Source organism: Sphingopyxis sp. 550B, from assembly GCF_057401805.1.
The window spans coordinates 685,762-711,636 of sequence record NZ_CM171610.1 but is presented as its reverse complement, the minus strand read 5'-3'; the positions used below and the strand labels follow the sequence as shown (position 1 = coordinate 711,636).

General features: G+C 67.8%; 23 protein-coding genes. 9 read left to right on the top strand and 14 right to left on the bottom strand.

Annotation, left to right across the window (positions count from 1 at the left end):
* Positions 1-41 precede the first annotated feature (41 nt).
* Positions 42-932 (top strand): 3-hydroxyisobutyrate dehydrogenase, encoded by an 891-nt coding sequence (gene mmsB / locus AC2S9W_RS03265; protein ID WP_486571629.1) that lies wholly within the window; start codon positions 42-44, stop codon positions 930-932.
* 133 nt (positions 933-1,065) lie between these two features.
* Here mmsB and AC2S9W_RS03260 read toward each other — a convergent pair whose 3' ends face one another.
* The 11 genes from AC2S9W_RS03260 to AC2S9W_RS03210 form a co-directional block, all read right to left on the bottom strand.
* A complete protein-coding gene (locus AC2S9W_RS03260) occupies positions 1,066-1,296 on the bottom strand; it encodes a hypothetical protein (protein WP_486571628.1) in 231 nt (76 codons plus the stop codon).
* Between the two features lie 290 nt (positions 1,297-1,586).
* A complete protein-coding gene (locus AC2S9W_RS03255; protein WP_486571627.1) occupies positions 1,587-3,620 on the bottom strand; it encodes a 3-hydroxyacyl-CoA dehydrogenase NAD-binding domain-containing protein in 2,034 nt (677 codons plus the stop codon).
* 23 nt (positions 3,621-3,643) lie between these two features.
* Positions 3,644-4,846, bottom strand: coding sequence for a serine hydrolase domain-containing protein (locus AC2S9W_RS03250; protein ID WP_486571626.1), 1,203 nt, complete (start codon positions 4,844-4,846; stop codon positions 3,644-3,646).
* A gap of 12 nt (positions 4,847-4,858) precedes the next feature.
* On the bottom strand, positions 4,859-5,662 hold the full coding sequence (locus AC2S9W_RS03245) for an SDR family NAD(P)-dependent oxidoreductase (RefSeq protein WP_486571625.1): 804 nt from the start codon (positions 5,660-5,662) through the stop codon (positions 4,859-4,861).
* A 2-nt stretch (positions 5,663-5,664) separates the two neighbouring features.
* Complete coding sequence (locus AC2S9W_RS03240; RefSeq protein ID WP_486571624.1) at positions 5,665-6,438, bottom strand: SDR family NAD(P)-dependent oxidoreductase; 774 nt, start codon at positions 6,436-6,438, stop codon at positions 5,665-5,667.
* Positions 6,435-7,508: a phosphotransferase family protein gene (locus AC2S9W_RS03235; protein ID WP_486571623.1), complete on the bottom strand. Its 1,074-nt coding sequence runs from the start codon at positions 7,506-7,508 to the stop codon at positions 6,435-6,437. The genes AC2S9W_RS03240 and AC2S9W_RS03235 overlap by 4 nt, the downstream gene beginning before the upstream one ends.
* 43 nt (positions 7,509-7,551) lie before the next feature.
* Positions 7,552-8,643, bottom strand: coding sequence for a Zn-dependent alcohol dehydrogenase (locus AC2S9W_RS03230; protein WP_286750115.1), 1,092 nt, complete (start codon positions 8,641-8,643; stop codon positions 7,552-7,554).
* Positions 8,644-8,757: 114 nt separating this feature from the next.
* Positions 8,758-10,050, bottom strand: a complete 1,293-nt coding sequence (locus tag AC2S9W_RS03225; protein WP_067109747.1) for an acyl-CoA dehydrogenase family protein — start codon at positions 10,048-10,050, stop codon at positions 8,758-8,760.
* 113 nt (positions 10,051-10,163) lie between these two features.
* Positions 10,164-11,603 carry an MFS transporter gene (locus AC2S9W_RS03220; protein WP_286750114.1) on the bottom strand — a complete coding sequence of 480 codons (1,440 nt, stop codon included), beginning with the start codon at positions 11,601-11,603 and terminating at the stop codon, positions 10,164-10,166.
* Positions 11,600-13,024 (bottom strand): MFS transporter, encoded by a 1,425-nt coding sequence (locus tag AC2S9W_RS03215; RefSeq protein ID WP_286750113.1) that lies wholly within the window; start codon positions 13,022-13,024, stop codon positions 11,600-11,602. The genes AC2S9W_RS03220 and AC2S9W_RS03215 overlap by 4 nt, the downstream gene beginning before the upstream one ends.
* Positions 13,021-13,893, bottom strand: a complete 873-nt coding sequence (locus AC2S9W_RS03210; protein ID WP_286750112.1) for an SDR family NAD(P)-dependent oxidoreductase — start codon at positions 13,891-13,893, stop codon at positions 13,021-13,023. Before AC2S9W_RS03210 ends, AC2S9W_RS03215 begins: the two co-directional genes overlap by 4 nt.
* Before the next feature lie 176 nt (positions 13,894-14,069).
* Between AC2S9W_RS03210 and AC2S9W_RS03205 the strand changes: the two genes are divergently transcribed.
* The 3 genes from AC2S9W_RS03205 (at position 14,070) to AC2S9W_RS03195 (ending at position 17,432) form a co-directional block, all read left to right on the top strand.
* Positions 14,070-15,251, top strand: coding sequence for an acyl-CoA dehydrogenase family protein (locus AC2S9W_RS03205; protein WP_067109766.1), 1,182 nt, complete (start codon positions 14,070-14,072; stop codon positions 15,249-15,251).
* Between the two features lie 133 nt (positions 15,252-15,384).
* The gene (locus AC2S9W_RS03200; protein WP_286749726.1) at positions 15,385-16,503 is read left to right on the top strand and encodes an acyl-CoA dehydrogenase family protein; all 1,119 of its coding nucleotides are present in this window, start codon (positions 15,385-15,387) and stop codon (positions 16,501-16,503) included.
* A 125-nt stretch (positions 16,504-16,628) separates the two neighbouring features.
* Entirely contained in the window at positions 16,629-17,432 is an 804-nt protein-coding gene (locus AC2S9W_RS03195) for an SDR family oxidoreductase (RefSeq protein WP_067113381.1), read from the top strand.
* A 126-nt stretch (positions 17,433-17,558) separates the two neighbouring features.
* Here the strand turns inward: AC2S9W_RS03195 and ppc are convergent, their stop codons facing one another.
* The 3 genes from ppc to AC2S9W_RS03180 form a co-directional block, all read right to left on the bottom strand.
* Complete coding sequence (gene ppc / locus AC2S9W_RS03190) at positions 17,559-20,228, bottom strand: phosphoenolpyruvate carboxylase (protein ID WP_286749727.1); 2,670 nt, start codon at positions 20,226-20,228, stop codon at positions 17,559-17,561.
* 52 nt (positions 20,229-20,280) lie between these two features.
* Positions 20,281-20,703 (bottom strand): YbaY family lipoprotein, encoded by a 423-nt coding sequence (locus AC2S9W_RS03185; RefSeq protein ID WP_486571622.1) that lies wholly within the window; start codon positions 20,701-20,703, stop codon positions 20,281-20,283.
* An 81-nt stretch (positions 20,704-20,784) separates the two neighbouring features.
* Positions 20,785-21,351 (bottom strand): HNH endonuclease, encoded by a 567-nt coding sequence (locus AC2S9W_RS03180; protein WP_067113387.1) that lies wholly within the window; start codon positions 21,349-21,351, stop codon positions 20,785-20,787.
* Positions 21,352-21,519: 168 nt separating this feature from the next.
* Between AC2S9W_RS03180 and gluQRS the strand changes: the two genes are divergently transcribed.
* The 5 genes from gluQRS (at position 21,520) to egtD (ending at position 25,852) form a co-directional block, all read left to right on the top strand.
* Entirely contained in the window at positions 21,520-22,371 is an 852-nt protein-coding gene (gluQRS, locus tag AC2S9W_RS03175) for a tRNA glutamyl-Q(34) synthetase GluQRS (RefSeq protein WP_486571621.1), read from the top strand.
* 9 nt (positions 22,372-22,380) lie between these two features.
* Positions 22,381-22,605, top strand: a complete 225-nt coding sequence (locus tag AC2S9W_RS03170) for an HIG1 domain-containing protein (protein WP_067113372.1) — start codon at positions 22,381-22,383, stop codon at positions 22,603-22,605.
* 115 nt (positions 22,606-22,720) lie between these two features.
* Entirely contained in the window at positions 22,721-23,302 is a 582-nt protein-coding gene (locus AC2S9W_RS03165; RefSeq protein ID WP_486571620.1) for a cob(I)yrinic acid a,c-diamide adenosyltransferase, read from the top strand.
* A gap of 254 nt (positions 23,303-23,556) precedes the next feature.
* Positions 23,557-24,864 (top strand): ergothioneine biosynthesis protein EgtB, encoded by a 1,308-nt coding sequence (gene egtB, locus AC2S9W_RS03160; RefSeq protein ID WP_486571619.1) that lies wholly within the window; start codon positions 23,557-23,559, stop codon positions 24,862-24,864.
* Position 24,865: 1 nt separating this feature from the next.
* Positions 24,866-25,852: an L-histidine N(alpha)-methyltransferase gene (gene egtD / locus AC2S9W_RS03155; protein ID WP_486571618.1), complete on the top strand. Its 987-nt coding sequence runs from the start codon at positions 24,866-24,868 to the stop codon at positions 25,850-25,852.
* The last annotated feature ends 23 nt before the right edge of the window (positions 25,853-25,875 follow it).

Genomic DNA, 25,875 nt, shown 5'->3' with positions numbered 1-25,875 from the left:
AACCCTCTCCCCTGAAGGGGAGAGGGCTTATGGAGAATGACATGAAAATCGCCTTCATCGGACTCGGCAACATGGGCGGCGGGATGGCCGCGAACCTCGCGAAGGCGGGGCACGAGGTGCGCGCCTTCGACCTCAGCGAAGAGGCGCTCGCGCGCGCCGTCGAGGCCGGCTGCGCCCGCGCCGCGTCGGCCGCCGAGGCGGTGTCGGGTGCCGAGGCGGTGGTGACGATGCTCCCCGCGGGCCGGCATGTCGCCGGCGTCTATGAAGCCGACGTCTTCCCTAACGCCGCGCCCGGCACCCTGCTGCTCGACTGCTCGACGATCGACGTCGCGACCGCGCGGGCGAATATCGAGGCGTCGACCGCGAAGGGCCTCGTCGCGGTCGACGCGCCGGTATCGGGCGGCATCGCGGCAGCCAATGCGGGGACGCTGACCTTCATGGTCGGCGGCACCGACGAAGGCTTCGCGCGCGCGCAGCCGATCCTCGCGAAGATGGGCAAGGCAGTGATCCACGCGGGCGACGCGGGCGCGGGGCAGGCGGCGAAAATCTGCAACAACATGCTGCTCGGCGCCTCGATGATCGCGACCTGCGAAAGCCTTGCGCTCGCGCAGAAGCTCGGGCTCGATCCGCAGAAATTCTTCGACATCGCCAGCGTCTCGTCGGGGCAGTGCTGGTCGCTGACCAGCTATGCGCCGTTCCCCGGCGTCGGTCCGACGACCCCCGCCGACAATGGCTACAAGGGCGGCTTCGCGGCGACGCTGATGCTCAAGGACCTGCGCCTTGCGATGGAGGCGGCGCAAAGCGTCGACGCCGACGTTCCGATGGGCAGCCGCGCGCGCGAACTCTACGAAGCCTTCGTCGCGGCGGACGAGCAGGGCCGCGATTTCTCGGCGATTATCCAGACGTTGCAGGGCTCACGGTGTCCCCTTTGATGCGGGTGCCACATTCCTCGTCACCTCGGACTTGATCCGGGATCCATTTTCCCGGCGCTGGTTTGAATGGATCCCGGATCAGGTCCGAGGTGACGATGAACGTGATGGGCCGCTCATTCCCGGCACGCGCGGTTCAATAGAAATCTGCCGTTTCGCCGCCATCGCGGCGGTCGGTGCGATGCACCTGCGTCGGCGCGTCTTTTCGGCCGGTCCGCACCTCGACCCGCCCGTTCACCCGCCGCACCTCGGCGGGGGCGAGGATACGCGCCTGCGCGACGCCGACCGCGGTCGGTTGCGGCGCCGGTGCGGCAGCCGGGGTGCTCGCGGCGAGCGACAGGGCGGCGACGAGGAGCATGGCGGTCATGCTCTACCCTGACGGCAGCGCTTGCCAACGTTTTAACGCTGAATCGCAAGATTTCGGCAGGGCGGGGAGGGGTGCTTTGACGAAGACGGCGCCATTTGCTCCGCATCGGGACGAATCGGAACGCGATGCCATCGAATGGCATCGTCACCCGCGAGCGGCGACGCCGTGCGGCAATCCAGAGTAGCGTAAACCGCTCTGGATTGCTTCGCTCCGCTCGCAATGATGAAGTGGGTCAATCCAATATCATCATGCTTCAACGCCCCTCTTCCGAAGAGGAGGGGGGATTCGTGTCAAAATCCCGCCTTCGCCGCCGCCTTTTCCTTCAGCAGCGGTGCGACTTCGAAACCGTGCTTTTCCAGCGCCGCGGCGATCTTGTCGGTGCCTTCCAGCCCGGCCCAGAACATCGGGCCGCCGCGATAGACCGGCCAGCCATAGCCATAGATCCACACGACATCGATGTCGCTCGCGCGCTGCGCCTTGCCCTCGGACAGGATCAGCGCGCCCTCGTTGACCATCGGATAGAGGGTGCGCTCGACGATCTCCTGATCGCTGATCTCGCGCTTCTCGACGCCCGCTTTCGCGCGGAACTGCTCGATGATCTCGGCGACGCGCGCGCTCTCCGACGGATTGCGCTTGTCGTCATAGTCATAGAAGCCCGCCTGCTTTTTCTGGCCCCAGCGGCCCTCGGCGCACAGCGCGTCGCGGATGCTTTCGATCCGGTTGGGGTCGCGGTGCCAGCCGATGTCGACGCCGGCAAGGTCGCTCATCTGGAACGGCCCCATCGGCATGCCGAAATCGACGTGTACCTTGTCGACCTGCGCCGGGGTCGCGCCTTCGAGCAGCAGTTTCTGCGCCTCGATCTGGCGCGGCGCGAGCATGCGGTTGCCGATGAAGCCGTGGCACACCCCCGCGACCACCGCGACCTTGCCGATCTTCTTGCCGATCGCCATCGCGGTCGCGAGGACGTCGTCGGCGGTCTTGTCGCCGCGCACGACCTCGAGCAGCTTCATGACGTTGGCGGGCGAGAAGAAATGCATGCCGAGCACGTCGCCGGGGCGGCCGGTCGACGCCGCGATCTCGTTGACGTCGAGATAGCTGGTGTTCGACGCGAGGATCGCGCCGGGCTTGGCGATCTTGTCGAGCTTGCCGAAGATTTCCTTCTTGACGTCCATATTCTCATAGACCGCCTCGATGATCAGGTCGCAGTCGGCGAGCGCTTCCAGTTCGAGCGCCGGGGTGATCAGGCCCATCATCTGGTCGACCTGTTCGGGCTTGAAGCGGCCCTTCGCGGCGCTCGCGTCGTAATTCTTGCGCACCACGCCCAGCCCGCGGTCGAGCGCTTCCTGCTGCATCTCGACGATCGTGCAGGGGAAGCCCTTCTGCAGGAAGTTCATCATGATGCCGCCGCCCATCGTGCCGGCGCCGATGATGCCGACCTTCTTCACGTCGCGCAGCTTGATGTCCTTGGACAGGCCGTCGATCTTCGCCGCCTGGCGCTCGGCGAAGAAGATGTGGCGCTGCGCCGCCGACTGGCTGCCCATCATCAGTTTCATGAACTCCTGCCGCTCAAAGGCGAGCCCTTCCTCGAACGGCAGCCGCGTCGCCGCCTCGACGCAGGCGAGGTTGGCATAGGGCGCCTCGAAACCGCGCCAGCGCTTGGCATTCTTGGTCTTGAGCTGCTCGATCACGCCGACGTCGCCGAACACCGCGCGCTCGCGCGTCGGGCGCGGGCCGTCGGCGATCTTCGCGCGCGCGAAAGCGATCGCGTCGGCGGCGAGGCTGTCCTCGCCCGCCAGTTCGTCGACCAGGCCCATCTCCTTCGCCTTGGGCGCGGGGACGGGATCGCCGAGCGAGGTCATCGTCGCCGCAGCCTCGATCCCGACGACGCGCGGCAGCCGCTGGGTGCCGCCCGCGCCGGGCAGCAGTCCCAGCTTGACCTCGGGCACGCCCAGCTTCGCCGACGGAACGGCGACGCGATAGTGACAGACGAGCGCGGTTTCGAGACCGCCGCCCAGCGCCGTGCCGTGGATCGCCGCGACGACGGGCTTCGACGCCGCCTCGATCATGTTGAGCACGGCGTTGAAATCGGGACCGCGCGGAGCCTTTCCGAACTCGCTGATGTCGGCGCCGGCGATGAAGGTGCCGCCGTCGCAGCGCAGCACGATCGCCTTGACGCCATCGTCGGCGAGCGCCGCCTTGAAATTATCCTCGAGGCCCTGGCGGACGTGCCAGGACAGCGCGTTGACGGGCGGATTGTTGACGATGATGACGGCGACGTCGCCGTCCTTCTGCATCGTGACGCTGACGGGGGTATCTTCGGACATGGGAGAACTCCTTGGTCTAATGATCAATCGTCGATCGCGGCGTGGACGAGCGTCTTGACCTCGCGCCGCACGGGATAGGTGGAAGAGGGCATGAGCTGGGTCATGAAGACCATGCACATCTCTTCGACCGGATCGACGAAGAAACCGGTCGAGAACATGCCGCCCCAATAATAATCGCCCGCCGAACCGGGAATGCCCGCATGCGCGGGGTCGAGCGTGACCGCGAAGCCAAGCCCGAAGCCGACCCCGGCATTCTCGTCCTCGCTGAAGATGCCGACGCTGTGCTGCGTCAGGTCGCCGCCGCCGACCAGGTGGTTCGCCGTCATCAGGTCCAGCGTCTTGCGGCTGATGATTCGCGTCCCCTCCCGCTTGCCGCCGCCGAGCAGCATCAGGCAGAAACGGTGATAGTCGTGCAGCGTCGAGGCGAGCCCGCCGCCGCCCGAATGGAAGCTGCGCGCCTTGGCCCATCGGCTGCGGTCGCCGCTGTCGAACGGCTTCATCTTCTCCTTCGGGTCGAAGGCATAGCAGTCGGTCAGCCGGTGCTGCTGGTCGGCGGGCACCTGAAAGCCGGTGTCGGCCATGCCGAGCGGATCGAAGATGCGCTCCTTGAGCACCGCGGCGAAGGGCTTGCCCTCGATCCGTTCGATCACCGCGCCCAGCACGTCGGTCGCCATCGAATAGTTCCAATGCGCGCCGGGGTCGAATTGCAGCGGAATCTTCGCCAGCCCCTCGATGAAACCGTCCATCGTGTAGTCTGCGTCGAAATCGTCGATCTTCGTCTTGCGATAGGCGGCGTCGACCGGCGTCCGTTCCTGAAAGCTGTAGGTCAGCCCGGCGGTGTGGCGGAGCAGGTCGACCATCAGGATCGGTCGCGCCGGCGGCCGGGTCAGGAAGGGGACGTTGCCGCCCCCCGCGACGAACACGCCGGTGTCCCTGAACTCGGGGCAAAATTTGACCAGCGGGTCGCTCAGCGCGACCTTGCCTTCCTCGACCAGCGTCATGAAGGCGACCGAGGTGATCGGCTTGCTCATGCTGGCGATGCGAAAGATCGCATCCTCCTTCAGCGCCGATCCGGGGCGGCCGTCGCCGATGCACGACAGATGCGCGATCTCGCCACGCCGCGACACCAGCGTCGCGGCATGCGGCAGGCGGCCCGTCTCCACATATTTGGCGGACAGAAAAGCTGGAATGCGATCCAACCGTGCCGTGTCGAAACCGTGACCCATATCGTCTCCGTTCTAGTGCGAGGTCTGGCCGAGAAGCTGGCGCGTCACCGGGTGCGAGCTGGTGAGGCCGCCGTCGACCGCGATCGCCTGCCCGTTGACATAGCTCGCCTGGTCGCTCGCGAGGAAGAGGGCGACGTTCGCCAGCTCCTCGGGCTGCCCCGCGCGCTTCAGCGGATTGAGCTGGCCGATCTTGTGGGTGACGCCCTTTTCCTTGGCATAGTCGAAGGTCGGCCGGGTCATCCCCGTTTCGGTCAGGCCGGGGCAGATCGCATTGACGCGGACATTGGCGCTTGTCATCTGCTGCGCCGCGGTCCTGGCGAGGTTGATGACCCCCGCCTTCGACGCCGAATAGGCGGCCGGGCCCGCGCCCGAATTGATCCCCGCGACGCTTGCGGTCAGCACGATTGCGCCGCCGCGGCCCTGGTCGACCATCGCCTTGCCGGCATGCTTCACCATCAGCGCCGGGCCGATCAGGTTGACGCGCAGCGTCTCGGCGAAACCTTCGGGCGTGATGTCGAAGATGCCGCCCATGTCGCCGATGATCCCGGCGTTGGCGAACGCGATGTCGAGCCCGCCGTAAGTCTCCTTGGCGGCTGCGACGAGCTTCGCGACGTCGGCCTCGACCCCTGCATCGATTTCGAGCGCGACGACCTCGCCGCCCGCATCCTTCACCGCCTGCGCCGTGTCATGCACCGCTGCCGTCTTGTCGCCGATGACCAGCTTTGCCCCCTCGGCGGCAAAGCGCAGCGCGCTCGCGCGGCCGATGCCGCTGCCCGCGCCGGTAATGATCGCGATCTTGCCGTCCAAAGCGCCCATATTCAGCCTCCGCTCGATGTGTTGCCGCCGTCGATGACGATCGTCTGGCCGGTGGTGAAGCCGCCCGCCGGGCTCGCGAGAAAGACCGCGGCGCCCGCGATCTCGTGCGGCTCGCCGATGCGGCGCAGCGGCGACCGGCGCGTCGAAACCTCCAGCGTGTCGGGATTTTCCCACAGCGCGCGGGCGAAATCGGTCTTGATCAGGCCCGGCGCGATGCAGTTCACGCGCACGCCGGCGGGTCCGAACTCGTCGGCCAGATTGCGCGCCATCTGCATGTCGGCGGCCTTCGAGATGCAATAAGCGCCGATGATCGATGATCCCTTCAGCCCGCCGATCGAGCTGATGATCGTGATCGACCCCTTGCCCGCCGCCGTCATCGCCGGGGCGCACATGTGAATCAGCCAGTGGTTCGACAGGATGTTGTTGTCGAGAATCTTGCGGAACGCATCGTCGCTGATCCCCGCCGACGGACCGTAATAGGGATTGGAGGCGGCGTTGCAGACGAGCGCGGTGACGGGGCCGAAGGCGGCCACCGTCTCGTCCACCAGATGCTGCAGGTTCTCCTTCGAGGAGATGTTCGCGGCAACGGCGATTGCGGTGCCTGCGCCGTGCCGCGCGTTGATCTCCGCCGCCACCGCGTCGCAGGCGTCCTGCTTGCGGCTCGAGATCACGACCTTTGCGCCGTGCGCGGCCATCGCCTCGGCGATCGCCTTGCCGATGCCGCGCGACGATCCGGTGATCAGCGCGACCTCGCCCTGCATGTCGAACAGATTCATGCGCCGGCCTTTCTGGCAAACTCCCACGCCCGCTGCGCGAGCGGCAGGACGCGTTCGGACATCTCCTTCGCATGGGCGGAGGAAGCGGTACCGTCGATGACGCGCTTCTTGATCCCCTGCATGATGCCCGCGAGGCGGAAGAAATTATAGGCGAAATACCAGTTCATGTCGGGCACGCTGTCGCGCCCGGTCGCCGCGCAATAGCGCTCGACCATCTCTTCGAGCTCGGGAATGCCCAGCGCCTTGCGGTCGAGGTCGGCGACGCCCGACCGGCCGCCGTTTTCGGTCACCCACGCCATGGCGACATAGGTGAAATCGGCGAGCGGATCGCCGAGCGTCGACAATTCCCAGTCGAGCACCGCGCGCACTTGCGGCCGATCGCTGGCCCAGATCATGTTGTCGATGCGATAGTCGCCATGGACGACGCTGGTGCGCGTCTGTTCGGGCAGCGTCGCGGGCAGCCACGCGATCAGCCGCTCCATCTCGTCCATCGTCTCGGTTTCGGACAGCCTGTACTGCTTGGTCCAGCGGTCGACCTGGCGGCCGAAATAATTGCCCGGCTTGCCGAAATCGGACAATCCCGCCGCTGCGACATCGACGCCGTGCAGCGCGGCGAGCGTGTCGATCATCGCATCATAAGTGGCGCGGCGATTCTCCGGCGTCGATCCCGGCATCGACCCGTCCCAGATGGTGTGGCCGTCGACCATGTCCATCACATAGAACCAGCTTCCCACCACGCTTTCGTCGGTGCACAGCCCGTACTGGCGCGCGACCGGGAAGCCCATCTTGTGGAGCCCCGCCTGCACCTTGTATTCGCGGTCGACCGCGTGCGCCGAGGGGAGCAGCGGACCGAAGGGCTTGCGGCGCAGCACATAATTGCCGGACGGCGAGGCGATCCTGTATGTCGGATTCGACTGGCCGCCGGCGAACTTGCTCTGCGTCAGCGGTCCCTGAAAGCCTTCGACATTCGCTTCCATCCACGCCGTCAGCTTCGCCTCGTCGAGGATGTCGGCGCCCTCGGGCGCGACGGTGCCGGAGAAAAGTTTCTGTGCGTCCATTGCTGTCGTCATGCGGGCCTCTTTTCCCGTTCGGGCTGAGCAAGGGGATGGAGGATCACTGATCGAACACGATCACCGACCGCGCGGCATCGCCCTTCTTCATCTTGTCGAATCCCTCGTTGATCTTCTCGAGCGGAATCGTCTCGGCGACGATGCTGTCGAGGTCGAGCAGTCCGCGCAGGTAGAAATCGACCAGTCGCGGAATGTCGACCGGGAAGCGGTTGCCGCCCATGATCGCGCCCTGCAGCTTCTTGCTCGCGAGCAGGTCCATCGCGCCGAGCCCAACCTGTTCATTGAGCGGCATCATGCCCAGGATCGTCGCGGTGCCGCCGCGGCGCAGCGACGCCACCGCGAGCTTTGCCGAAGCCGGGCGCCCGACCGCCTCGATCGCATGATCGACGCCGCCCCTGGTCATCTCGACGATCTGCTTCGCAGCATCGTCGGCGAGCGCGTCGACCGTGTCGGTCGCGCCCAGCTTCATCGCCAGCTCGCGCTTCTCGGGCACCGGGTCGGCGGCGATGATGCGCCCCGCGCCCGCGATCTTCGCGGCGTTGATCGTCGCGAGGCCGACGCCGCCGCAGCCGACGACCGCGACCGTCTCGCCCGGCGTGACCTTGCAGGCGTTGAAGATCGTTCCCGCGCCCGTCGTCACCGCGCAGCCGATCACCGCGGCGCGGTCGAGCGGCATATCCGGGTCGATCGCGACGCAGGCATGTTCGTGGACCAGCATCACCTCCGAAAAGGCGCTGAGGTTGAGCATCTGGTTGACGGGCGATCCGTCGGGCCGCGTGATGCGCGGCGCCGATCCGGCCGGCCGCCGCGTGTCGCCGCCGAGGCACAGCGACATGCGGCCCGTCACGCAGAATTCGCAGTGGCCGCAGAAGGCCGACAGGCAGGTGACGACCGCGTCGCCGGGCTTGACCGTGCGCACCTCGCTGCCGACCGCCTCGACGATCCCCGCCGCCTCGTGGCCCGGGATCGCGGGCAGCGGGTGCGGATAGGCGCCGTCGATGAAATGCAGGTCCGAATGGCACAGGCCGCAGGCGGCGGTGCGGATGCGCACCTCGTGCGGGCCGGGCGCGTCGACGACGATCTGCTCGATGACGAGCGGCTTGCCGGGTTCGATCAGGACGGCGGCTTTGGTCATTCTATGCTTCCCTCATTGCCGTTCGTGCCGAGCTTGTCGAAGCACCGTTCTTCCTTCATGTCGTCAAAAGAAAAGAACGGCCCTTCGACAGGCTCAGGGCGAACGGTTCAAGATTTAACGCGAAACCCCGACGTCGCCCGACGAAAAGCCCGGGTCGTTCAGCGCCGCCGAATGCTTGGCAAGCTCGATGCGGGCGATGGCGCGCGCGTGAACCTCGTCCGGCCCGTCGGCAAGGCGCAGCGTGCGCTGCCCGGAATACATCTTGGCGAGGCCGAAATCCTCGCTGACGCCGCCGCCGCCATGCGCCTGGATCGCGTCGTCTATGATCTGCAGCGCCATCGACGGCGCCTGCACCTTGATCATCGCGATCTCGGCCGCCGCCGACTTGTTGCCGACCTTGTCCATCATGTCGGCCGCCTTCAGGCACAGGAGGCGCGTCATCTCGATATCGATGCGCGCGCGTGCGATGCGCTGTTCCCAGATGCTGTGCTCGGCGATCGTCTTGCCGAAGGCGACGCGCGACTGGAGCCGCCGGCACATCTTCTCCAGCGCTTCCTCGGCGACGCCGATCGTGCGCATGCAGTGATGGATGCGCCCCGGCCCGAGCCGGCCCTGCGCGATCTCGAACCCACGGCCCTCGCCCAGCAGCATCGCATCCTCGGCGTTGACGCGCACGTCCTTCAGTTCGATTTCCATATGGCCGTGCGGGGCGTCGTCATAGCCGAAGACGGGCAGGTGGCGGATGATGTTGATGCCCGGCGCGTCCATCGGCACCGCCAGCATCGACTGCTGCTGGTGGCGCTTGGCGCCGAAGTCGGTCTTGCCCATCACGATCGCGACCTTGCAGCGCGGATCGCCCGCGCCCGACGACCACCATTTGGTGCCGTTGATCACATAATCGTCGCCGTCGCGCTCGATCCGCGTCTCGATATTGGTCGCATCGGACGAGGCGACCTGCGGCTCGGTCATCAAAAAGGCCGAACGGATTTCGCCGTTCATCAGCGGCTTCAGCCATTTTTCCTTCTGAGCGGCGGTGCCGTAGCGATGGAACACCTCCATGTTGCCGGTGTCGGGCGCCGAACAGTTGAACACCTCGCTCGCGAAGCCGACGCGGCCCATCTCCTCGGCGCACAGCGCATATTCGAGGTTGGTGAGGCCGGGACCCTCGAACTCGAACGTCTCGTCGACATGATGATGCGCGTCGCTGCGCGGCGGCATGAACAGGTTCCAGATGCCTGCAGCCTTCGCCTCGGCCTTCAGGTCCTCGACGATCTGGATCACCTTCCAGCGATCGCCCGCCGCATCCTGCTCCTTGTAGGTCGGGACCGCGGGCCGCACCTTGCGTTCGATGAATTCGCGCACCCGGCCCTGCCAGTGCTTCTGCCGATCGGTGAGGTCGAAATCCATCGCAGCTTCCTTTCCCTTTACGTTCACGTAAGCCTATGGGCCGATTCGCCCCCCTTTGCCAAGTCCCGCGGCGCAGAAAATTGCCCGAAGCGCAAAGCGCGCGCAATCTTCCGCTACGGTGTCGGCCCCTCGCGCCTGGTCGAGGCGAGGGCGGCGAGGCGGGCCTCGTGGCCGGCCCGGTCGATCGTATAGCGGCGCAGCAGCAGCGCGGCGATGATGGAGATCAAAACCATCGCGCCCGTGAAGGCCCACGCCAGCGCGGTGGCGGTGCCGGGCGCCAGATCCTCGGGCCGGACGCGGTCGCCGAGCCCGGCGAAGACGACGAGTTCGCCGACCAGGAAGATGCCGAGCGCCTGGCCGAATTTCTGGGTCATCAGATAGCCGGCGAAGAAGACCCCCTCGATCCGCGTCCCGTGCTCGACCTCGTGCGCCTCGACGATCTCGGCGACCATCGACGAGGCGGAGATCGTCGCGACGACGAAACCGAGCAGCGACACGGTCATGAAGACCAGCAGCAGGATCATCGACGGCCAGCCGCCCAGTTCGGCCCACCAGCCGAGGTTGCGCGCGGCATAGGGCAGGAATCCAACCGCGCCGCTGAACAGGATCGCGCCGACCGCGGTGTCGCGCTTGCCGAAGCGGCGGTGCGCGCGGCCGACCGCGAAGAAGGCGCCGAACACCGCGATGGCGAGCCCGGCCGGATACCAGGCGAGCTGCGCATCGCTGAGCTGCCAGACATAGAGCATCATGTAATTGACCGACGCGATCATCGTCGCATAGCCGGTGACGAGGAACAGCGCCCCGCTCGTCAGCGCCAGGAAGGCGGGATTGCGGAAGGCGAGCGCGATGTCGGCGAGCATCGCGAGCCCGTGGCGCTGCACCGGCGGGCGCGGCGGCAGCGTCATGATCCGCCGATGCTGCCCGGCCGCCGAGCCCAGCGTCGAGACGAGGATCAGCACCGCGCCGAACAGCCCGAAGGCGGCGTAGCCCGAAGGATCGAGCAGGCCGTTCTGGCCCGGATCGTCCGATTTCAGGAAATAGCCATAGGCGAGCGCGGTCGCGAGCAGCCCGCCGAGCCAGCCGAACAGGAAGCGATAGCGCATCAGCGCGGTGCGCTCGTCATAGTCGTGGGTCAGCTCGGCGACGAGCGAGATCGACGGAATCTCGCACGCCGACACCAGGATGCGCACCGCGATCAGGTTGAGTGCGAGGCCCAGCGTCGAATGGGTCGCGATGTCGGGCGACAGCCACAGCAGCGTCCAGGCGATCGCCATCGGCACCGCGGCGCCATAGAGCCACGGCAGCCGCCGCCCCAGCCGCGTGCGCGTTGCGTCGGTCAGGCGGCCGATCAGCGGGTCGGCGAGCCCGTCGACGAACATCGCGCCGATCAGCACCAGCGACACGATGCGCGGGTCGAAGCCGAGCACCTGGTTGTAATAGATCATGAAGAAGGTGGTGAGCCCCGCCTCCTTCACCCCCAGCGCGACGCTGCCCAGCCCGTGCGCGAGCTTGATCCGCGTCGGCAGCAGGCCCGCGAGCGGCGCGGCGGTCATCGCTGCTCCTCTGCCGCCGCCTGCGCGCTCGCCAGCGCCGCGACGCGCGCCTCATGGTCGGCGCGGTCGATCGGATAATAGCGGAAGATCAGCGAAGAGACGACCGCGAACAGGATCACCAGCACGCAGTAATAGAGCGAGAAATCGTCGATCACCGCCTCGGGAACCTTGGCCGGGTCGGCCTTTTCGGGGATGCCCGCGATATCGACGAGCAGCCCGGTGACGAAGATGCCGAGCCCGGTCGCGCATTTCTGCATGAAGAAATTGCCGGCGAAGAAGGTGCCCTCGCTGCGCCGCCCGGTCTCGACCTCCGACGCCTCGACGATGTCGGCAATCATCGACCCGCCGGAGATCATCACCGCGACGCTGAACAGGTTGGCGAGGAAGAAGAAGACGAACAGGCCGGCGGTCGAGGCGGTGCTGCCCTCGACCGGCCAGGCGCCGAAATGGCGCAGCAGGAACGGCGTGACCCAGAAGGCCATGCCGATCAGCCCGCCGGCGATCGCGGTCGCGCGCTTGCCGAAGCGGCGGTGCGCCGGGCCGACGAGCAGGAAGGTGCCGACGACGCTCGCGAACAGCACCCACGGATAGAGCATGAAGGCGCCGGGCGAGAAGCGCCAGATGAAGATATAGAGATAGTTGGAGATGGAGAAGGTCACCCCCTGACTCGTATAGGCGATCGCGCCCGCCGCGAGCAGGACGAGGAAGGCCGGATGGCTCAGCGCCTCGCGAATCTCGCGAAAGGCGGTGCCGATGCGCAGCGTCGACGGCTTGCGTTCGGGCCAGCGCGCCGCCCAGCGATGCTGCCCGGCGGCGGAGACCAGCACCGTCGCCGCCATCAGCAGTCCGCCGAACAGCCCATATTGATAATAGCCCTCGACCTGCAGCAGCGACTTGGCGAGAAAGACGTCATAGGCGAGGAAGAGCATCAGCAGCCCGCCCGCCCAGCCGAACAGGAAGCGATAGCGCATCAGCGTCGTCCGCTCGTCGTAATCGCGCGTCAGTTCGGGAAGCAACGCGACCGACGGCACCTCGCAGCACGACACCAGGCTGCGCACGATCATCGCGACGATGACGAGGTGCCAGAAGCCGGGCGCGGCGTCGGCGTCCGGCGTCCACAGCGCGAACCAGGCGAAGGCGAGCGGGATCGGCGCCAAATAGAGCCACGGCAGCCGCCGGCCCCAGCGCGTGTGCGTCTGGTCGGACAGGTAGCCGATCACCGGATCGACGAAGGCGTCGAGCACGAGCGCGAGCATCAGCGCGAGGCTGACCAGCTTCGCGTCCATCCCCAGCACCTGATTGTAGAAAAGCAGCAGGAAGGTCGAGAAACCGTTGTCCTTCACGCCATAGGCGATGCTGCCGAGGCCGTGATAGAGTTTGAGGCGCAGCGGCAGCCGCGCCTCCGCCGCGGCGGCGGTCACGCGGCCGCCCCGGCCTTCGCCGCTTCCTCCATCGCCGTCAGCGCGTCGAACATCCCCGGTTCATTGGGGTCCCAGGCATGGCGCTGGCCGATCGTCAGCCCGCCGTCGACCAGCATGTGGGTGCCGGTCATGAAGCCCGCGTCCTCGCTCGCCAGATAGGCGACCGCATTGGCGATGTCCTCCGGCTGGCCGCCGCGCGCGACGGGCTGCGCGTGCGCGCTCATGTCGGCGATGATCGCCTTCGCGGCGTCCTTGCTCGCTTCGGGCACTTCGAGCGATTCGGTGAAGATGTTGGTGTTGATGAAGCCGGGGCAGATCGCGTTGACGCGGATGCCATATTGCGCGAGGTCGGTCGCCGCGACCTTGGTCAGGTGCAGCACCCCCGCCTTCGCCACGGCATAGGCGGTCGGCGAATAGCCGGCGCCCAGCGCCGCGACGCTCGCGGTGTTGACGATGCTCGCGCCCCCGCTTTTCGTGGAGGGGCGCCCCTTCATGTGCGGCGCGGCATAGCGGATGCCCATCGCGACCGATTTCAGCAGCAGGTCCATCGTGCGGTCCCAGCCCTCGGGCGTGATCTCGTCGATCGGGGCGCGGTCGCCGCCCGCGCCGGCATTGTTGAAGACGATGTCGATGCCGCCGCCCTTCGCGGCCGCGGCGTTCATCAGCGCCTCGATGTCGGCCGGCTGCGTCACGTCGCAGCGGATGAAATCGATCCGGCCGTTCGAGGCGGCGGCGAGCGCCTGCCCGCCGGCTTCGTCGATGTCGGCGGCGAAGACGTGAGCCCCTTCGCTCGCCAGTTTCAGAACGGCGGCCTTGCCGATCCCCGATGCCGCGCCGGTGACGACGGCGACCTTGCCTGCGAATCGCATGATTGTCTGCTCTCCCGTTTTCTTTTGCCACCCAGCTTAGGCGCACGGGAAGGCGCGTCAACGGCTCGCAAACCGACGCTACGGCGCCGTAGCGGCAGCTTGTCGCATCCAAGTTGACGCTTGCGTAAACTTGCCGAGTCCTACTAGTTTGCGCGGCAGAAGAGGAGCCTGTGAAGATGAGCGATCCGGACGCTTTCCGCGCCGAGGTGCGTGCCTGGCTGGAAGCCAATTGCCCCCCCGAAATGCGCGAGCCCGTGCGCGACGAGGACGACGTCTGCTGGGGCGGACGCAAGTTCGTGTTCAAGAACGCGGCGCAGAAACAGTGGCTCGAAGCGTGCGTCGCCAGGGGCTACACCGTTCCCGACTGGCCGAAGGAATATGGCGGCGCCGGCCTCAGCCCCGAAGAAACGAAGATCCTGCGCCAGGAAATGAAGCGCATCCACGCGCGCTCGCCGCTCGACAGCTTCGGCATCTGGATGCTCGGCCCGGCGCTGCTCAAGTTCGGGACCGAGGAGCAGAAGGTCCATTATCTGAACCAGATCGCGCGCGGCGAAATCCGCTGGTGTCAGGGCTATTCGGAACCGGGTTCGGGCAGCGACCTCGTGTCCCTGCAAACCTTCGGCGAAGACAAGGGCGATCACTGGGTCGTCAACGGGTCGAAAATCTGGACCAGCTATGCCGACAAGGCCGACTGGATCTTCTGCCTCGTCCGCACCGACAAGGCGAACAAATATCAGGGCATCACCTTCATGCTCTTCGACATGGAGAGCCCCGGCGTCACGACCAAGCCGATCCTGCTGATCAGCGGCAACAGCCCCTTCTGCGAGACCTTCTTCGACGATGTGAAGGTGCCGAAGACGCAGTTCGTCGGTGAGGTGGGCCGCGGCTGGGACGTCGCCAAATATCTGCTCGGGCACGAACGCGAGATGATCTCGGGCGGCGGCGCGGGCGGCGACATGGTCAGCATCGGCGGCGCCTTCGCGAAGGCGATCGGCCGGAACGAGCAGGGCGAGCTCGACGACCCGATCCTGCGCGCCGAAATGGCGGCGTTCGACGTCGACGTCTTTGCCTATCGCGCGATGGGCGAGCGGTTCATGGACATGTGGAAGACCGGCCGCGCGCATCCCGCGTCGTCGAACATGATGAAATATGTCGGGACCGAGCTCAACAAGCGCCGCCACGAACTGGTGATGGCGGGCGGCGGCAGCGAGGCGCTCGAATGGGACAGCGAGGACAGCAAGGGCGGCGCGCGCGCGCGCACCTGGCTGCGCACCAAGGCCAATTCGATCGAGGGCGGGACGAGCGAGGTCATGCTCAACGTCATCGCCAAGCGCATCCTGGATCTGCCGGGGGCGTGAAAATAGCTCTCTCCCCTTCAGGGGAGAGGGTTGGGAGAGGGGGACGCACCCCACTTCCGTTGGTGTTTTTCAGAGGGCCGGGGCGACTTCCCCTCTCCCCGGCCCTCTCCCCTGAAGGGGAGAGGGAGTTTCTATGCCGCTCTATCACAATGACGACCAGGCGATGCTCAAGGACAGCGTCGCGCCCTTCGTGGCCGAACAGGCGCCGGTCGCGCACCTCCGCCAGCTTCGCGACAGCGCCGATGCCACCGGCTTCTCGCGCGATCTGTGGGGACAGTTCGTCGAAATGGGCCTGCCCGGCATGTTGGTGTCGGAAGCGCACGGCGGCCTCGGCATGGGCCACATGGAGGCGGGCATCGTGCTCGAGGAGATCGGCCGCAACCTGACGCCGTCGCCCTTCCTGTCGACCAGCGTCGGCGCGGTCGCCGCGCTGGCGAAGGCAGGCGGGACGCAGGCCGACCGCTGGCTTCCCGCGATCGCGGCGGGCGAGGCAATCGTCGCGCTGGCGATCGACGAGGGCGCCAAGCACCGCCCCGACCGCATCGCCACGACCGCGACGCGCGCCGGCAACGGTTTCCGCCTCGACGGCAAGAAGAGTTTCGTCCTCCACGGCCATGTCGCCGACATGAGCATCGTCGCGGCGAAGACCGACGGCGGCCTCACCCTGTTCGCGGTGCCCAGGGATGCGAAGGGGCTGACCGCCGACCCGCGCCGCCTGGTGGACAGCAGCCTTGCGAGCCACGTCACGCTCGACGGCGTCGAGGTCGACGCCGACGCGGTGATCGGAGAGGTCGACGCGGGCGAGGCGGTGCTGAATGCCTTGCTTGCCGCCGCCCGCACCGGCGCCGCGGCCGAGATGGTCGGCGTCGGGCAGGGCGCGATGGACATGACGGTCACCTACCTCAAGGAACGCAAGCAGTTCGGCAAGCTGATCGGCGAGTTCCAGGCGCTCCAGCACCGCGCCGCGCATCTCTATGGCGAGATGGAAGTCGCGCGCGCCACCGTGATGAAGGCGCAGCAGCTTCTCGATGAGGGCAGCGAGGGCGCGAAGCTGATGGTCTCGGTCGCCAAGGCGAAGGCCGGCCGCGCCGCCAATCTCGCGGTGCGCGAGGGCGTCCAGATGCACGGCGGCATCGGCATGACCGACGAATATGACATCGGCCTCTACATGAAGCGCGACCGCGCGCTCGCCGAATATATGGGCGACGTGCATTACCACATCGACCAGGTTGCTCGGATGAACGGATACTAAGTCCGCCTAGGAGTTTTCAAACCCCGTTCGCCCTGAGCTTGTCGAAGGGCCGTCCCTTCTTTCGGGCGTCGCGGGGAAGAACGGTGCTTCGACAAGCTCAGCACGAACGGAAGAGAGATAATCCTATGAACCTCACTGACATGTTCGGCCTCGACGGCCGCATCGCGCTCGTCACCGGCGGCTCGCGCGGGATCGGCGCGATGATCGTCGAGGGCTTCCTCGCTGCGGGCTGCGCGCGCGTCTATATCTCGGCGCGCAAGACGGCGCAGGTCGAGGCGGCGGTCGAGGATTTCAACAGCCGCTACCCCGGCAAGGTCGTCGGCCTGCCGGTCGACCTGTCGACGGTCGAGGGATGCCGCGGCCTCGCGAAGGAACTCGAGGCGCGCGAGGAGCGGCTCGACATCCTCGTCAACAACGCCGGCGCCGCGTGGGGCGAACCGTTCGAGGGCTTCCCCGAGGCGGGCTGGGACAAGGTGATGGACATCAACGTCAAGTCGCCCTTCTTCCTGACGCAGGCGCTGCACGGCCTGCTCAAGGCCGCGGGCACGGCGGACCGGCCGGCGAAGGTCATCAACATCGGCTCGATCGACGGCATGCGGCTCAACCCGTGGGAGACATACAGCTATCACGCGTCGAAGGCGGCGATCCTCTACCTCACCAAGCGCCTCGCGGCGCGGCTGGTGCAGGATCATATCATCGTCACCGCGATCGCACCGGGCGCCTTCCAGTCGGACATGAACAAGGCGGCGCGCGACCATGGCGACGCGGTCGCGAAGAGCATTCCGGTGAAGCGCATCGGCGCGCCGGAGGACATGGCCGGCGCCGCGATCTTCCTCGCGTCGAAGGCGGGCGACTATGTCGTCGGAGACACGATCGCTGTCGACGGCGGGCTGGTCCACGGCGACCTGAAGACCAGCATCGACGCCTGATCGAATCCCCAGACCCTCGCTCCGTTAGTGTCGAGCGAAGTCGAGACACCCGTCGGTCTTGCGCTTCGCTTTCCCGATGGGCATCTCGACTTCGCTCGATGCGAACGGTGATGGTTGAGCTTTGCGCTACCCGCTATTCCGCAGCGCCGTCGCGATCGCGTTGATCGTCAGTTGGATGCCCTCGGCGATGCGCGGGTCGGTCTCGCCCGCGCGGTGGCGCTTCATCAGCTCGATCTGGAGCAGGTTGAGCGGCTCGATATAGGGCAGGCGCAGCCGGATCGACGCTTCGAGCGCCGGATTCTTCTCCAGCAGCCGCGACTGGCCGGTGATCCGCAGCAGGCCGTCGTGCGCGCGCTGCCAGCCGTCACGTATCGCCATGAAGATCGCGTCATGCCCGTCGATATGGCTCGCGAGCCCGGCATAGCGCGCCGCGATCCCCATGTCGGACTTGGCGAGCACCATCTCCATATTGTCGAGCAGCGCCGCGAAGAAGGGCCAGCCCGCCGCCATCTCGGCGAGCAGCGTCTGGTCGGGGAAGGCGGCGAACGCCTCGCCCGTCCCGTACCATCCGGGCAGCATCGTGCGCGCCTGCGCCCAGCTGAACACCCAGGGAATGGCGCGCAGGTCCTCGATCGCGCTGCTCTTCGTCCGACTCGACGGGCGCGACCCGATCTTCAGCGTCGCGATCTCCGCGATCGGCGTCATCGCGCGGAAGACATCCCGAAAGCCCGGCGTGTCGTAGACGAGCCCGCGATAGGCGGCGAAGGCATGATCGGACAGCGCATCCATCGCGCCCGCGAAGCGCGCCGCATCGGCCGCGCTCTTCGCCTCGGGCTCCAGGCTGGCGAGCAGGCTGGCCGACACCATCGCCTCCAGATTGGTCGCGGCGCTATCGGCGGTGCCATATTTGGCCGCGATCACCTCGCCCTGCTCGGTGATGCGGATGCGGCCCTGCACCGTGCCCGCGGGCTGTGCGCGGATCGCCGCAAAGGCGCTGCCACCGCCGCGCCCGACCGCGCCGCCGCGGCCGTGGAACAGCTGCATCGCGGTGCCCGCCGCCGCGAACACCGGGGTCAGCGCCGCCGATGCCTGATGCAGCCCCCAGGTCGAGGTCAGATAGCCGCCGTCCTTGTTCGAATCGGAATAGCCGATCATCACTTCCTGCGACCCGCGCGCGCCGACGCGCTGCGCGATCTCGGGCAGCGCGAAATAGGCGGCCATGATCGCGGGCGCCTGATCGAGGTCGGCGATCGTCTCGAACAGCGGCACGACCATCAGCGCATCGTCGGCGTCGCCCGACCACAGCCCCGCCTCGCGCGCGAGGACATGGACCTCCAGCAGGTCGGACAGGCTTTCGGCCTTGCTGATGATCCACTGGCAGATCGCCTCGCGCCCCAGCCGCGCGCGGATCGCGGCGGCGGCGTGGACGATCGCCAGTTCGCCCGCCGTTTCCTCGCTCCACCGATGCCATGGCGCGGCGAGCGGCCGGTCGACCGCCAGTTCGCGGCGCAGCAGCGCGACGCGCGCCTCCTCGTCCAGCGCCAGATAATCGCCCTCGACGCCCGAGACGCGCAGCAGTTCGGCGAGCACGCGCTCGTGCACCGCGCTGTTCTGGCGCATGTCGAGCGTCGCGAGGTGGAAGCCGAAGACCTCGACCGCGCGGATCAGCCGCCCCAGCGCGCCGAGCCCGCCGAGCTGCCCCTCGCCCCCCGCCGACAGCCCGTCGGCGAGGGTGACGAGGTCGCGGCGGAAATCGGCGGGCGCGGCATAGGGCTCGCCCGCCAGCATCGACGGGCGCGGCGGCGGGTGGCCGATGATCGCGACATGGGTGGCGCACAGCCGCGCATAGATGCCCGACAGCGCGCGGCGATAGGGTTCGTCGCTGCGGCTCGGCGCTTCGTCGCCGCTCGCATCGGCGAGCGCCGTGACCGTTTCGGGCACCGGGGCCAGCGTCTGCGATACCGACAGCTCGGTGCCGAGCGCGTGCACCGCGTCGCAATAATGGCTGAGCACCGCCGCCGCGTTGCGTCCGGTCGCCGTCTCCAGCGTTTCGGCGGTGACGAAGGGATTGCCGTCGCGGTCGCCGCCGATCCAGCTTCCGACGCGCAGGAAGCTCGCGGGGCGCCGCCCCAACTCCTTTTCCCAGCGCGCATAGAGCCGCGGCACGACGGGCAGAAAGACGTCGCGCAGATAGGTGAGCGCATTGTCGATCTCGTCGGCGACGAACAAGCGTTCGGTGCGCAGCGGCCGCGTCTGCCACAGCAGCGCGATCTGGCGGCGAATCGCCGCTTCGACGCTGTCGCCCTCGGGCGTTTCGTCGCGCCCCGCGTCGCGCAGCCGCATCAGTTCGGCGATGCGGTTCTTATGGTCGAGCACCGACTTGCGGCGCACCTCGGTCGGGTGGGCGGTCAGCACCGGGGCGACCAGCGCCCGCTCCAGCAGTGCCGCCACCGCATCGCCGTCGATTCCCTCCGCCGCCAGCCGCTCGAGCGCCGCCGCCACCGTCGCCCCGGGCTCGGCGGCGACGCCCTGCCGGTCCTCGGCCAGGTTGGCGAGCATCGAAAAGAGCATGAAGCCGCGCACGAAGGCGATCGTGTCGTCGAGACTCAGCGCGTCGAGCCCCGGGTCGATCGCCTCGGCCCCCGCGATGCCGCGATGCCGGTCGACGCTCGCCGAGCGGATATATTCGGTCCGGCGGAACAGCGTCTCGCCGCCCTGCGCGCGAATGACCTCGCCCAATATCCGCCCGAGATAGCGGATGTCGGGATTCTGGCTGATCTGGATCGGCTGGTTCATGGCGCCTTTGCTGCACCTGCGAAGGGGTGCGGTCAAGCGGCGCGTCGCGCGGTCAGCGCGCGCGGACCAGATTCAGCGTCCCCATGTCGACCCGCGCCTTGCCGGCGAAATCGACGCCGTTGTGCGTGTCGGTGATGAACATCAGCCGGCCGTCGGCATCGCTGATCCGCGCGGCGACGGCATAGGTGTGGCGCGGATCGAGCCGGTTCCGGTCGACGGTCAGCGAGAAAGCGAACGGCACCTGCCGGCCGTCGGCGGTAAAGGCCTGCCGTGCCAGCGTGCGCGCGGGGGCGTCGGCGAGGCTGACGTCGTCGAGCCGGATTTCGACCTGCGCCGTCGGCGGCAGCGCGATACGCTCGCGATAGGCGATGCTGCCGGTCACCGTGACGGGCTCTTCGGACGGCATGATCGTCGCGCAGGCGGCGAGCGACAGGGCGGTGAAGCTGAGCGCGACGGCGCGGGCGATGGGAACCACGGCTGTTCTCCTGCGAAAAGGCTGCCGGCCGGCTAGGGCGGCGCGAATGACCCCCGGCTGACCCGTCCCGATACGCGCCGTTCAGCCTTCCAGTTCCACGTCCCAGTACAGCCAGTCGATCCAGCTTTCGTGCAGATAATTGGGCGGAAAGCCGCGGCCGTGGTCCTGAAGCTGCCAGCTCGTCGGGCGCCACGGCTGGCGGTGCAGCGGCATGTGCGCCTGCGCGGGTGTGCGGCCGCCCTTCTTCAGGTTGCACGGCGCGCAGGCGGTCGCGACATTTTCCCAGCTCGTTCGCCCGCCCAGCCGGCGCGGCACGACATGATCGAAGGTCAGATCCTTGCCCGATCCGCAATATTGGCAGGCGAAACGGTCGCGCAGGAACAGGTTGAAGCGCGTGAAGGCGGGATATTGCGACGGTTTCACATATTGGCGCAGCGCGATCACGCTGGGGATCGGCATGGTGCGCGTCGGCGACCGGATTTCGCGCTCGTAATTCTCGACGATGGTGACGCGGTCGAGGAAAACCGCCTTGACCGCGGTCTGCCACGACCACAGGCTCAGCGGATAATAGCTCAGCGGCGTATAGTCGGCGTTGAGGACCAGCGCGGGACAATGATCGGGATGGCGGGCAAGATCGGGATGGAACATGGCTTCGCTGCGCAACCCCCTGTGGTGCGGGATGGCGCGCCACTGCCTTTCCCGAGTGACAGCAGCATTACATCACGCAACGGAATCCGACGTCAAGGGGGCATGTGCCGCAATATGTGGCAAGTCCCCTGTCGTTTCGCCACAGCATATGGATAAGGGCGCCGTTCGATGCTGACCCGCTTTGCGCCCAGCCCGACCGGCGAGCTGCACCTCGGCCACGCCTACAGCGCGCTGCTCGCGCACGATGCGGCGCGCGCGGCGAGCGGCCGCTTCCGAATCCGCATCGACGACATCGACGGCGGCCGCTCGCGCGAAAGCCATGTCGCGGCGGCGCTCGACGACCTCGCCTGGCTCGGGCTGGCGTGGGACGGTGCGCCGGTGCGCCAGTCGGCGCATCTCGACGCCTATGCCGCGGCGCTCGCCGATCTGGCGGCGCGCGGGCTCGTCTATCCCTGTTTCTGCACCCGCGCCGACATCGCCGCCAGCCTCGCGGCGCCGCACGGTTCCGCTGGTCCCCTCTATCCGGGCACCTGCCGCCGCCTGACCGCCGCCGAGCGCGAGCGGCGCCGCGCAGCCGAGCCGCATTGCTGGCGGCTCGACATGCGGCGCGCCGCGGTGCTCGCGGGCCCGCTTCGCTGGGAGGAGGAGGGGCAGGGCGCGCGGCTCGCCGATCCGGCCGCGCACGGCGACGTCGTGCTCGCGCGCAAGGACGCGCCGGCCAGCTATCATCTCGCGAGCACGATCGACGATGCCGCGATGGCGGTGACGCACGTCGTGCGCGGCGCCGACCTGATCGCCTCGACCGATGTTCACCGGCTGCTTCAGGCGCTGCTCGCCCTGCCGACGCCGCGCTATCGCCACCACGCGCTCGTCTGCGGCGCCGACGGCCGGCGGCTCGCCAAGCGCGACGGCGCCGCGACGCTCGCGATGCTGCGCGAAAAGGGCGCCGACGGGGGCGCGCTGGCGAATGATTTGCGCGCCGGGCGCCTTCCCGCTGGATATTCGCTGCGGATGGCCTAAATAGGGGGAATGCAGATTCTGCTCGTCCTCGCGGTCGTCGTTGCGGCCGGTCTCGTCCTTTTCTCGCTCGCGCGGGGTCTCATCTATTTCGCGCAGGGGCATCGCGCCACGACCGAGGGGGCGATCCACGACAATCAGGTGATGCAGAACCGGATGATGATGGCCCGCATCAAATGGCAGGCGATCACCATCATCCTGCTCATCATCATCGGTGTGACGGCGGCCGGTTCCTGAGCGCTTCGCCCGTATGCGGCACCGGCCCACGCCCCACCCGGCCTCCCAACGCAATGTTACGCTGTTTGGGAGGCCGGGGGGCGTGGGCCGGTGCCGAGCTCTCCGTAGGAATCCCATGGTCAAGCTCAACAAGATCTACACCCGCACCGGCGATCGCGGCACGACGGGGCTCGTCGACGGCTCGCGCATCGCCAAGTCGGCGCCGCTGATGCAGGCGGTCGGCGACGTCGACGAAGCGAACAGCGCGATCGGCATCGCGGTCGCGGCGCTGCCCGCGGACGGCGACGAAGCGGCGATGCTGGCCCGCATCCAGAACGAATTGTTCGACCTCGGCGCCGACCTCGCGACCCCCGCCGATGCCGAGCACGGCTTCGGCACGCACGATATGGCGCTGCGCATCGTCCCCGGCCAGATCGAACGGCTGGAGGCGGAGATCGACGCGATGAACGCCGCGCTCGATCCGCTGCGCAGCTTCATCCTGCCCGGCGGCGGCGAAGCGGCGGCGCGGCTCCACCTCGCACGCGCGGTGACGCGCCGCGCCGAGCGGTCGGCGGTCGCGGCGGGGGCGGACCGCGCCCTCAACCCGCTCGCGCTCGCCTATCTCAATCGCCTGTCGGACCATCTGTTCGTGCTGACGCGCCACCTGAACGCCGCGGCGGGCGGCGACATCCTCTGGAAACCCGGCGCGACGCGCTGACGCGTGGGCCCCCTCTTCGGGAGGACGCGATTATCTTTCCGATAAGCCCGTTCCCCGGCGAAAGCCGGGGTCCCGATGGTTTGTCACCGGCGCGCGATCCGGGCCCCGGCTTCCGCCGGGGAGCATCTCCCGGCCGCCTTGGAAGGCAAGAGGGCATCCGATGGCGTTCCCTATATGTTCTTTACAATCGCTGCCTATCCGCGCATAGTTCCCCGCTCGCGAAACCGAATCGCCCTCTCGCGGATTGTCTCGACATGGCCAGCCGAATAGATGTTTCGTCCGCTTCGCTTTCCGGTGTCTCCGATCTGGCGCGGCGCTTCGCCGCGACGCGGCAACTGACGCTCGACCTCGCGGCGCCGCTGTCGGACGCTGATGCGAGCGCGCAGTCGATGCCCGACGCTTCGCCCGCCAAATGGCATCTCGCGCATACGACATGGTTTTTCGAAACCTTCGTGTTGCGCGATCACCAACCCGGCTATCGGCTGTTCGACGACCGCTACCCCTATCTCTTCAACAGCTATTACGAGGCGGAGGGGCCGCGCCACGCGCGCGCGCGCCGCGGGCTGCTGACGCGTCCGTCGCTCGATCAGGTGCGCGCGTGGCGGGACCATGTCGATGCGGCGGTGCAGGCGGCGCTGCCCGGCCTGCCGCCCGCCGCGCACGCGCTGATCGAACTCGGCATCCAGCACGAGCAGCAGCATCAGGAATTGCTGCTCACCGACATCAAGCATCTGTTCGCGCAGAACCCGCTCGGCCCCGCGCTATGGGAGCCCGAACCGCGATTCGCGTTTGAAGCCGCGCGCTCTTCCGCGCCTTCCGCATCCGCACCCGACCCGGCGGGCGCGCTGACCTGGGTCACCGGCGCGGAAGGTATCGTGGCGGTCGGCCACGACGGCGACGGCTTCGCATTCGACTGTGAAGTTCCGCGCTTTTCCATGCTTCTGACGCCGCACGCACTCGCCAGCCGTCCGGTGACCAACGGCGAATGGCAGCAGTTCATCGCCGACGGCGGCTATCGCACCGCGTCGCTGTGGCTCAGCGACGGCTGGGCCTGGGTGCAGGCGCAGGACGTCGACGCGCCCGCCTATTGGCGCGACGGGCGCTGCTTCACCCTGTCGGGCTGGCGCGAGATCGACCCGGACGCGCCGGTGACGCACATCAGCCTCTTCGAGGCCGACGCCTTCGCGGCCTGGGCCGGCGCGCGGCTGCCGACCGAGCATGAATGGGAGGCCGCCGCCGCGCCGCTCGACCCGGCCGCGGGGCAGCAACTCGACGCGGCGGAGCCGGTGCAGCCCGCGGCACGGGCCGCCGCCACCGGACTGCAACAGATGTTCGGCAGCGTGTGGGAATGGACCGGCAGCGCCTATCGACCCTATCCCGGTTTCCGCCCCGCGCCCGGCGCGGTCGGCGAATATAACGGCAAGTTCATGAGCGGCCAGTTCGTGCTCAAGGGCGGCAGCTGCGCGACCCCGCGCGGCCATGTGCGCGCCTCCTACCGCAATTTCTTCTATCCGCATCAGCGCTGGCAGTTCACCGGTCTGCGCCTCGCGCGGGACCTTTGACATGGGCGTTGTCCGTCATCTGCGGCAGGTCGATGCCGATGCCGCCGGGGTCGACACCGCCTTTCGCGCCGACGTCCGCGCCGGACTGTCGCAGGCGCAGAAGGCGATTCCGGCGCGCTGGCTCTACGATGCGACCGGATCGGCGCTGTTCGAGGATATCACCGCGCTCCCCGAATATTATCCGACGCGCAGCGAGACCGACCTGCTGAAGCGCCATGCCGCCGCGATGGCCGCGGCGATCGGCCCGGGCCGCGCGGTGGTCGAACTGGGATCGGGCAGCGCGACGAAGACGCCGCTGCTGCTCGATGCCATCGCCCCCGCCGCCTATGTGCCCGTCGACCTGTCGGGGACGATGCTGCGCGACAGCGCCGCCGACCTCGCGGCGCGCTTTCCCGGCCTTCCCGTCTATCCGGTCGAGGCCGACTTCACCCAGCGCGTCCTGCTGCCGCGCGAGATCGCGGCGCTGCCCAAGCTCGGCTTCTTTCCCGGATCGACGATCGGCAACATGGTCGCGGCCAGCGCGGTCGACCTGCTGCGCAACTGGCGCGCGGCGCTGGGCGACGGCTCGCGCCTCCTGATCGGGATCGACCGGATCAAGGACCGCGCGACGCTGATCGCCGCCTACGACGATCCGGCGGGGGTCACCGCCGCTTTCAACCGCAACCTGCTCGAACGCATCAACCGCGAGCTGGAGGGCGATATCGCGATCGAGAATTTCCTTCACCGCGCGGTCTGGAACGATGGGCAGGCGCGGATCGAGATGCATCTCGTCGCCGCGTGCGACATGGCGTTCACCGTCGACGGGCAACGCTATCGCATGGCGAAGGGGGAGACGATCCACAGCGAGAACAGCCACAAATACGGCCCGCGTGATGCCAGCCTGCTGCTGCGCGCCGGCGGCTGGACCCCGCTCGCGACGTGGGACGACGCCGATCCCGCCTTCGCGCTGATCCTCGCCGAAGCGACCGAGCCCCGCTCCGCCCCTTGACGGCGCGATCGCTTTTCCCGACT

What these genes read in the sequence shown, in the direction of transcription:
- ppc (WP_286749727.1), bottom strand. Translation starts at nt 20,228, where the DNA reads ATGAACCAGCCGATCCAGATCAGCCAGAATCCCGACATCCGCTATCTC.
- AC2S9W_RS03165 (WP_486571620.1), top strand. Translation starts at nt 22,721, where the DNA reads ATGGTCAAGCTCAACAAGATCTACACCCGCACCGGCGATCGCGGCACG.
- AC2S9W_RS03200 (WP_286749726.1), top strand. Translation starts at nt 15,385, where the DNA reads ATGCCGCTCTATCACAATGACGACCAGGCGATGCTCAAGGACAGCGTC.
- AC2S9W_RS03225 (WP_067109747.1), bottom strand. Translation starts at nt 10,050, where the DNA reads ATGGATTTCGACCTCACCGATCGGCAGAAGCACTGGCAGGGCCGGGTG.
- egtD (WP_486571618.1), top strand. Translation starts at nt 24,866, where the DNA reads ATGGGCGTTGTCCGTCATCTGCGGCAGGTCGATGCCGATGCCGCCGGG.
- gluQRS (WP_486571621.1), top strand. Translation starts at nt 21,520, where the DNA reads ATGCTGACCCGCTTTGCGCCCAGCCCGACCGGCGAGCTGCACCTCGGC.
- AC2S9W_RS03170 (WP_067113372.1), top strand. Translation starts at nt 22,381, where the DNA reads ATGCAGATTCTGCTCGTCCTCGCGGTCGTCGTTGCGGCCGGTCTCGTC.
- AC2S9W_RS03240 (WP_486571624.1), bottom strand. Translation starts at nt 6,438, where the DNA reads ATGAATCTGTTCGACATGCAGGGCGAGGTCGCGCTGATCACCGGATCG.
- egtB (WP_486571619.1), top strand. Translation starts at nt 23,557, where the DNA reads ATGGCCAGCCGAATAGATGTTTCGTCCGCTTCGCTTTCCGGTGTCTCC.
- AC2S9W_RS03205 (WP_067109766.1), top strand. Translation starts at nt 14,070, where the DNA reads ATGAGCGATCCGGACGCTTTCCGCGCCGAGGTGCGTGCCTGGCTGGAA.
- AC2S9W_RS03255 (WP_486571627.1), bottom strand. Translation starts at nt 3,620, where the DNA reads ATGTCCGAAGATACCCCCGTCAGCGTCACGATGCAGAAGGACGGCGAC.
- AC2S9W_RS03195 (WP_067113381.1), top strand. Translation starts at nt 16,629, where the DNA reads ATGAACCTCACTGACATGTTCGGCCTCGACGGCCGCATCGCGCTCGTC.
- AC2S9W_RS03230 (WP_286750115.1), bottom strand. Translation starts at nt 8,643, where the DNA reads ATGACCAAAGCCGCCGTCCTGATCGAACCCGGCAAGCCGCTCGTCATC.
- AC2S9W_RS03250 (WP_486571626.1), bottom strand. Translation starts at nt 4,846, where the DNA reads ATGGGTCACGGTTTCGACACGGCACGGTTGGATCGCATTCCAGCTTTT.
- mmsB (WP_486571629.1), top strand. Translation starts at nt 42, where the DNA reads ATGAAAATCGCCTTCATCGGACTCGGCAACATGGGCGGCGGGATGGCC.
- AC2S9W_RS03180 (WP_067113387.1), bottom strand. Translation starts at nt 21,351, where the DNA reads ATGTTCCATCCCGATCTTGCCCGCCATCCCGATCATTGTCCCGCGCTG.
- AC2S9W_RS03210 (WP_286750112.1), bottom strand. Translation starts at nt 13,893, where the DNA reads ATGCGATTCGCAGGCAAGGTCGCCGTCGTCACCGGCGCGGCATCGGGG.
- AC2S9W_RS03245 (WP_486571625.1), bottom strand. Translation starts at nt 5,662, where the DNA reads ATGGGCGCTTTGGACGGCAAGATCGCGATCATTACCGGCGCGGGCAGC.
- AC2S9W_RS03260 (WP_486571628.1), bottom strand. Translation starts at nt 1,296, where the DNA reads ATGACCGCCATGCTCCTCGTCGCCGCCCTGTCGCTCGCCGCGAGCACC.
- AC2S9W_RS03235 (WP_486571623.1), bottom strand. Translation starts at nt 7,508, where the DNA reads ATGACGACAGCAATGGACGCACAGAAACTTTTCTCCGGCACCGTCGCG.
- AC2S9W_RS03220 (WP_286750114.1), bottom strand. Translation starts at nt 11,603, where the DNA reads ATGACCGCCGCGCCGCTCGCGGGCCTGCTGCCGACGCGGATCAAGCTC.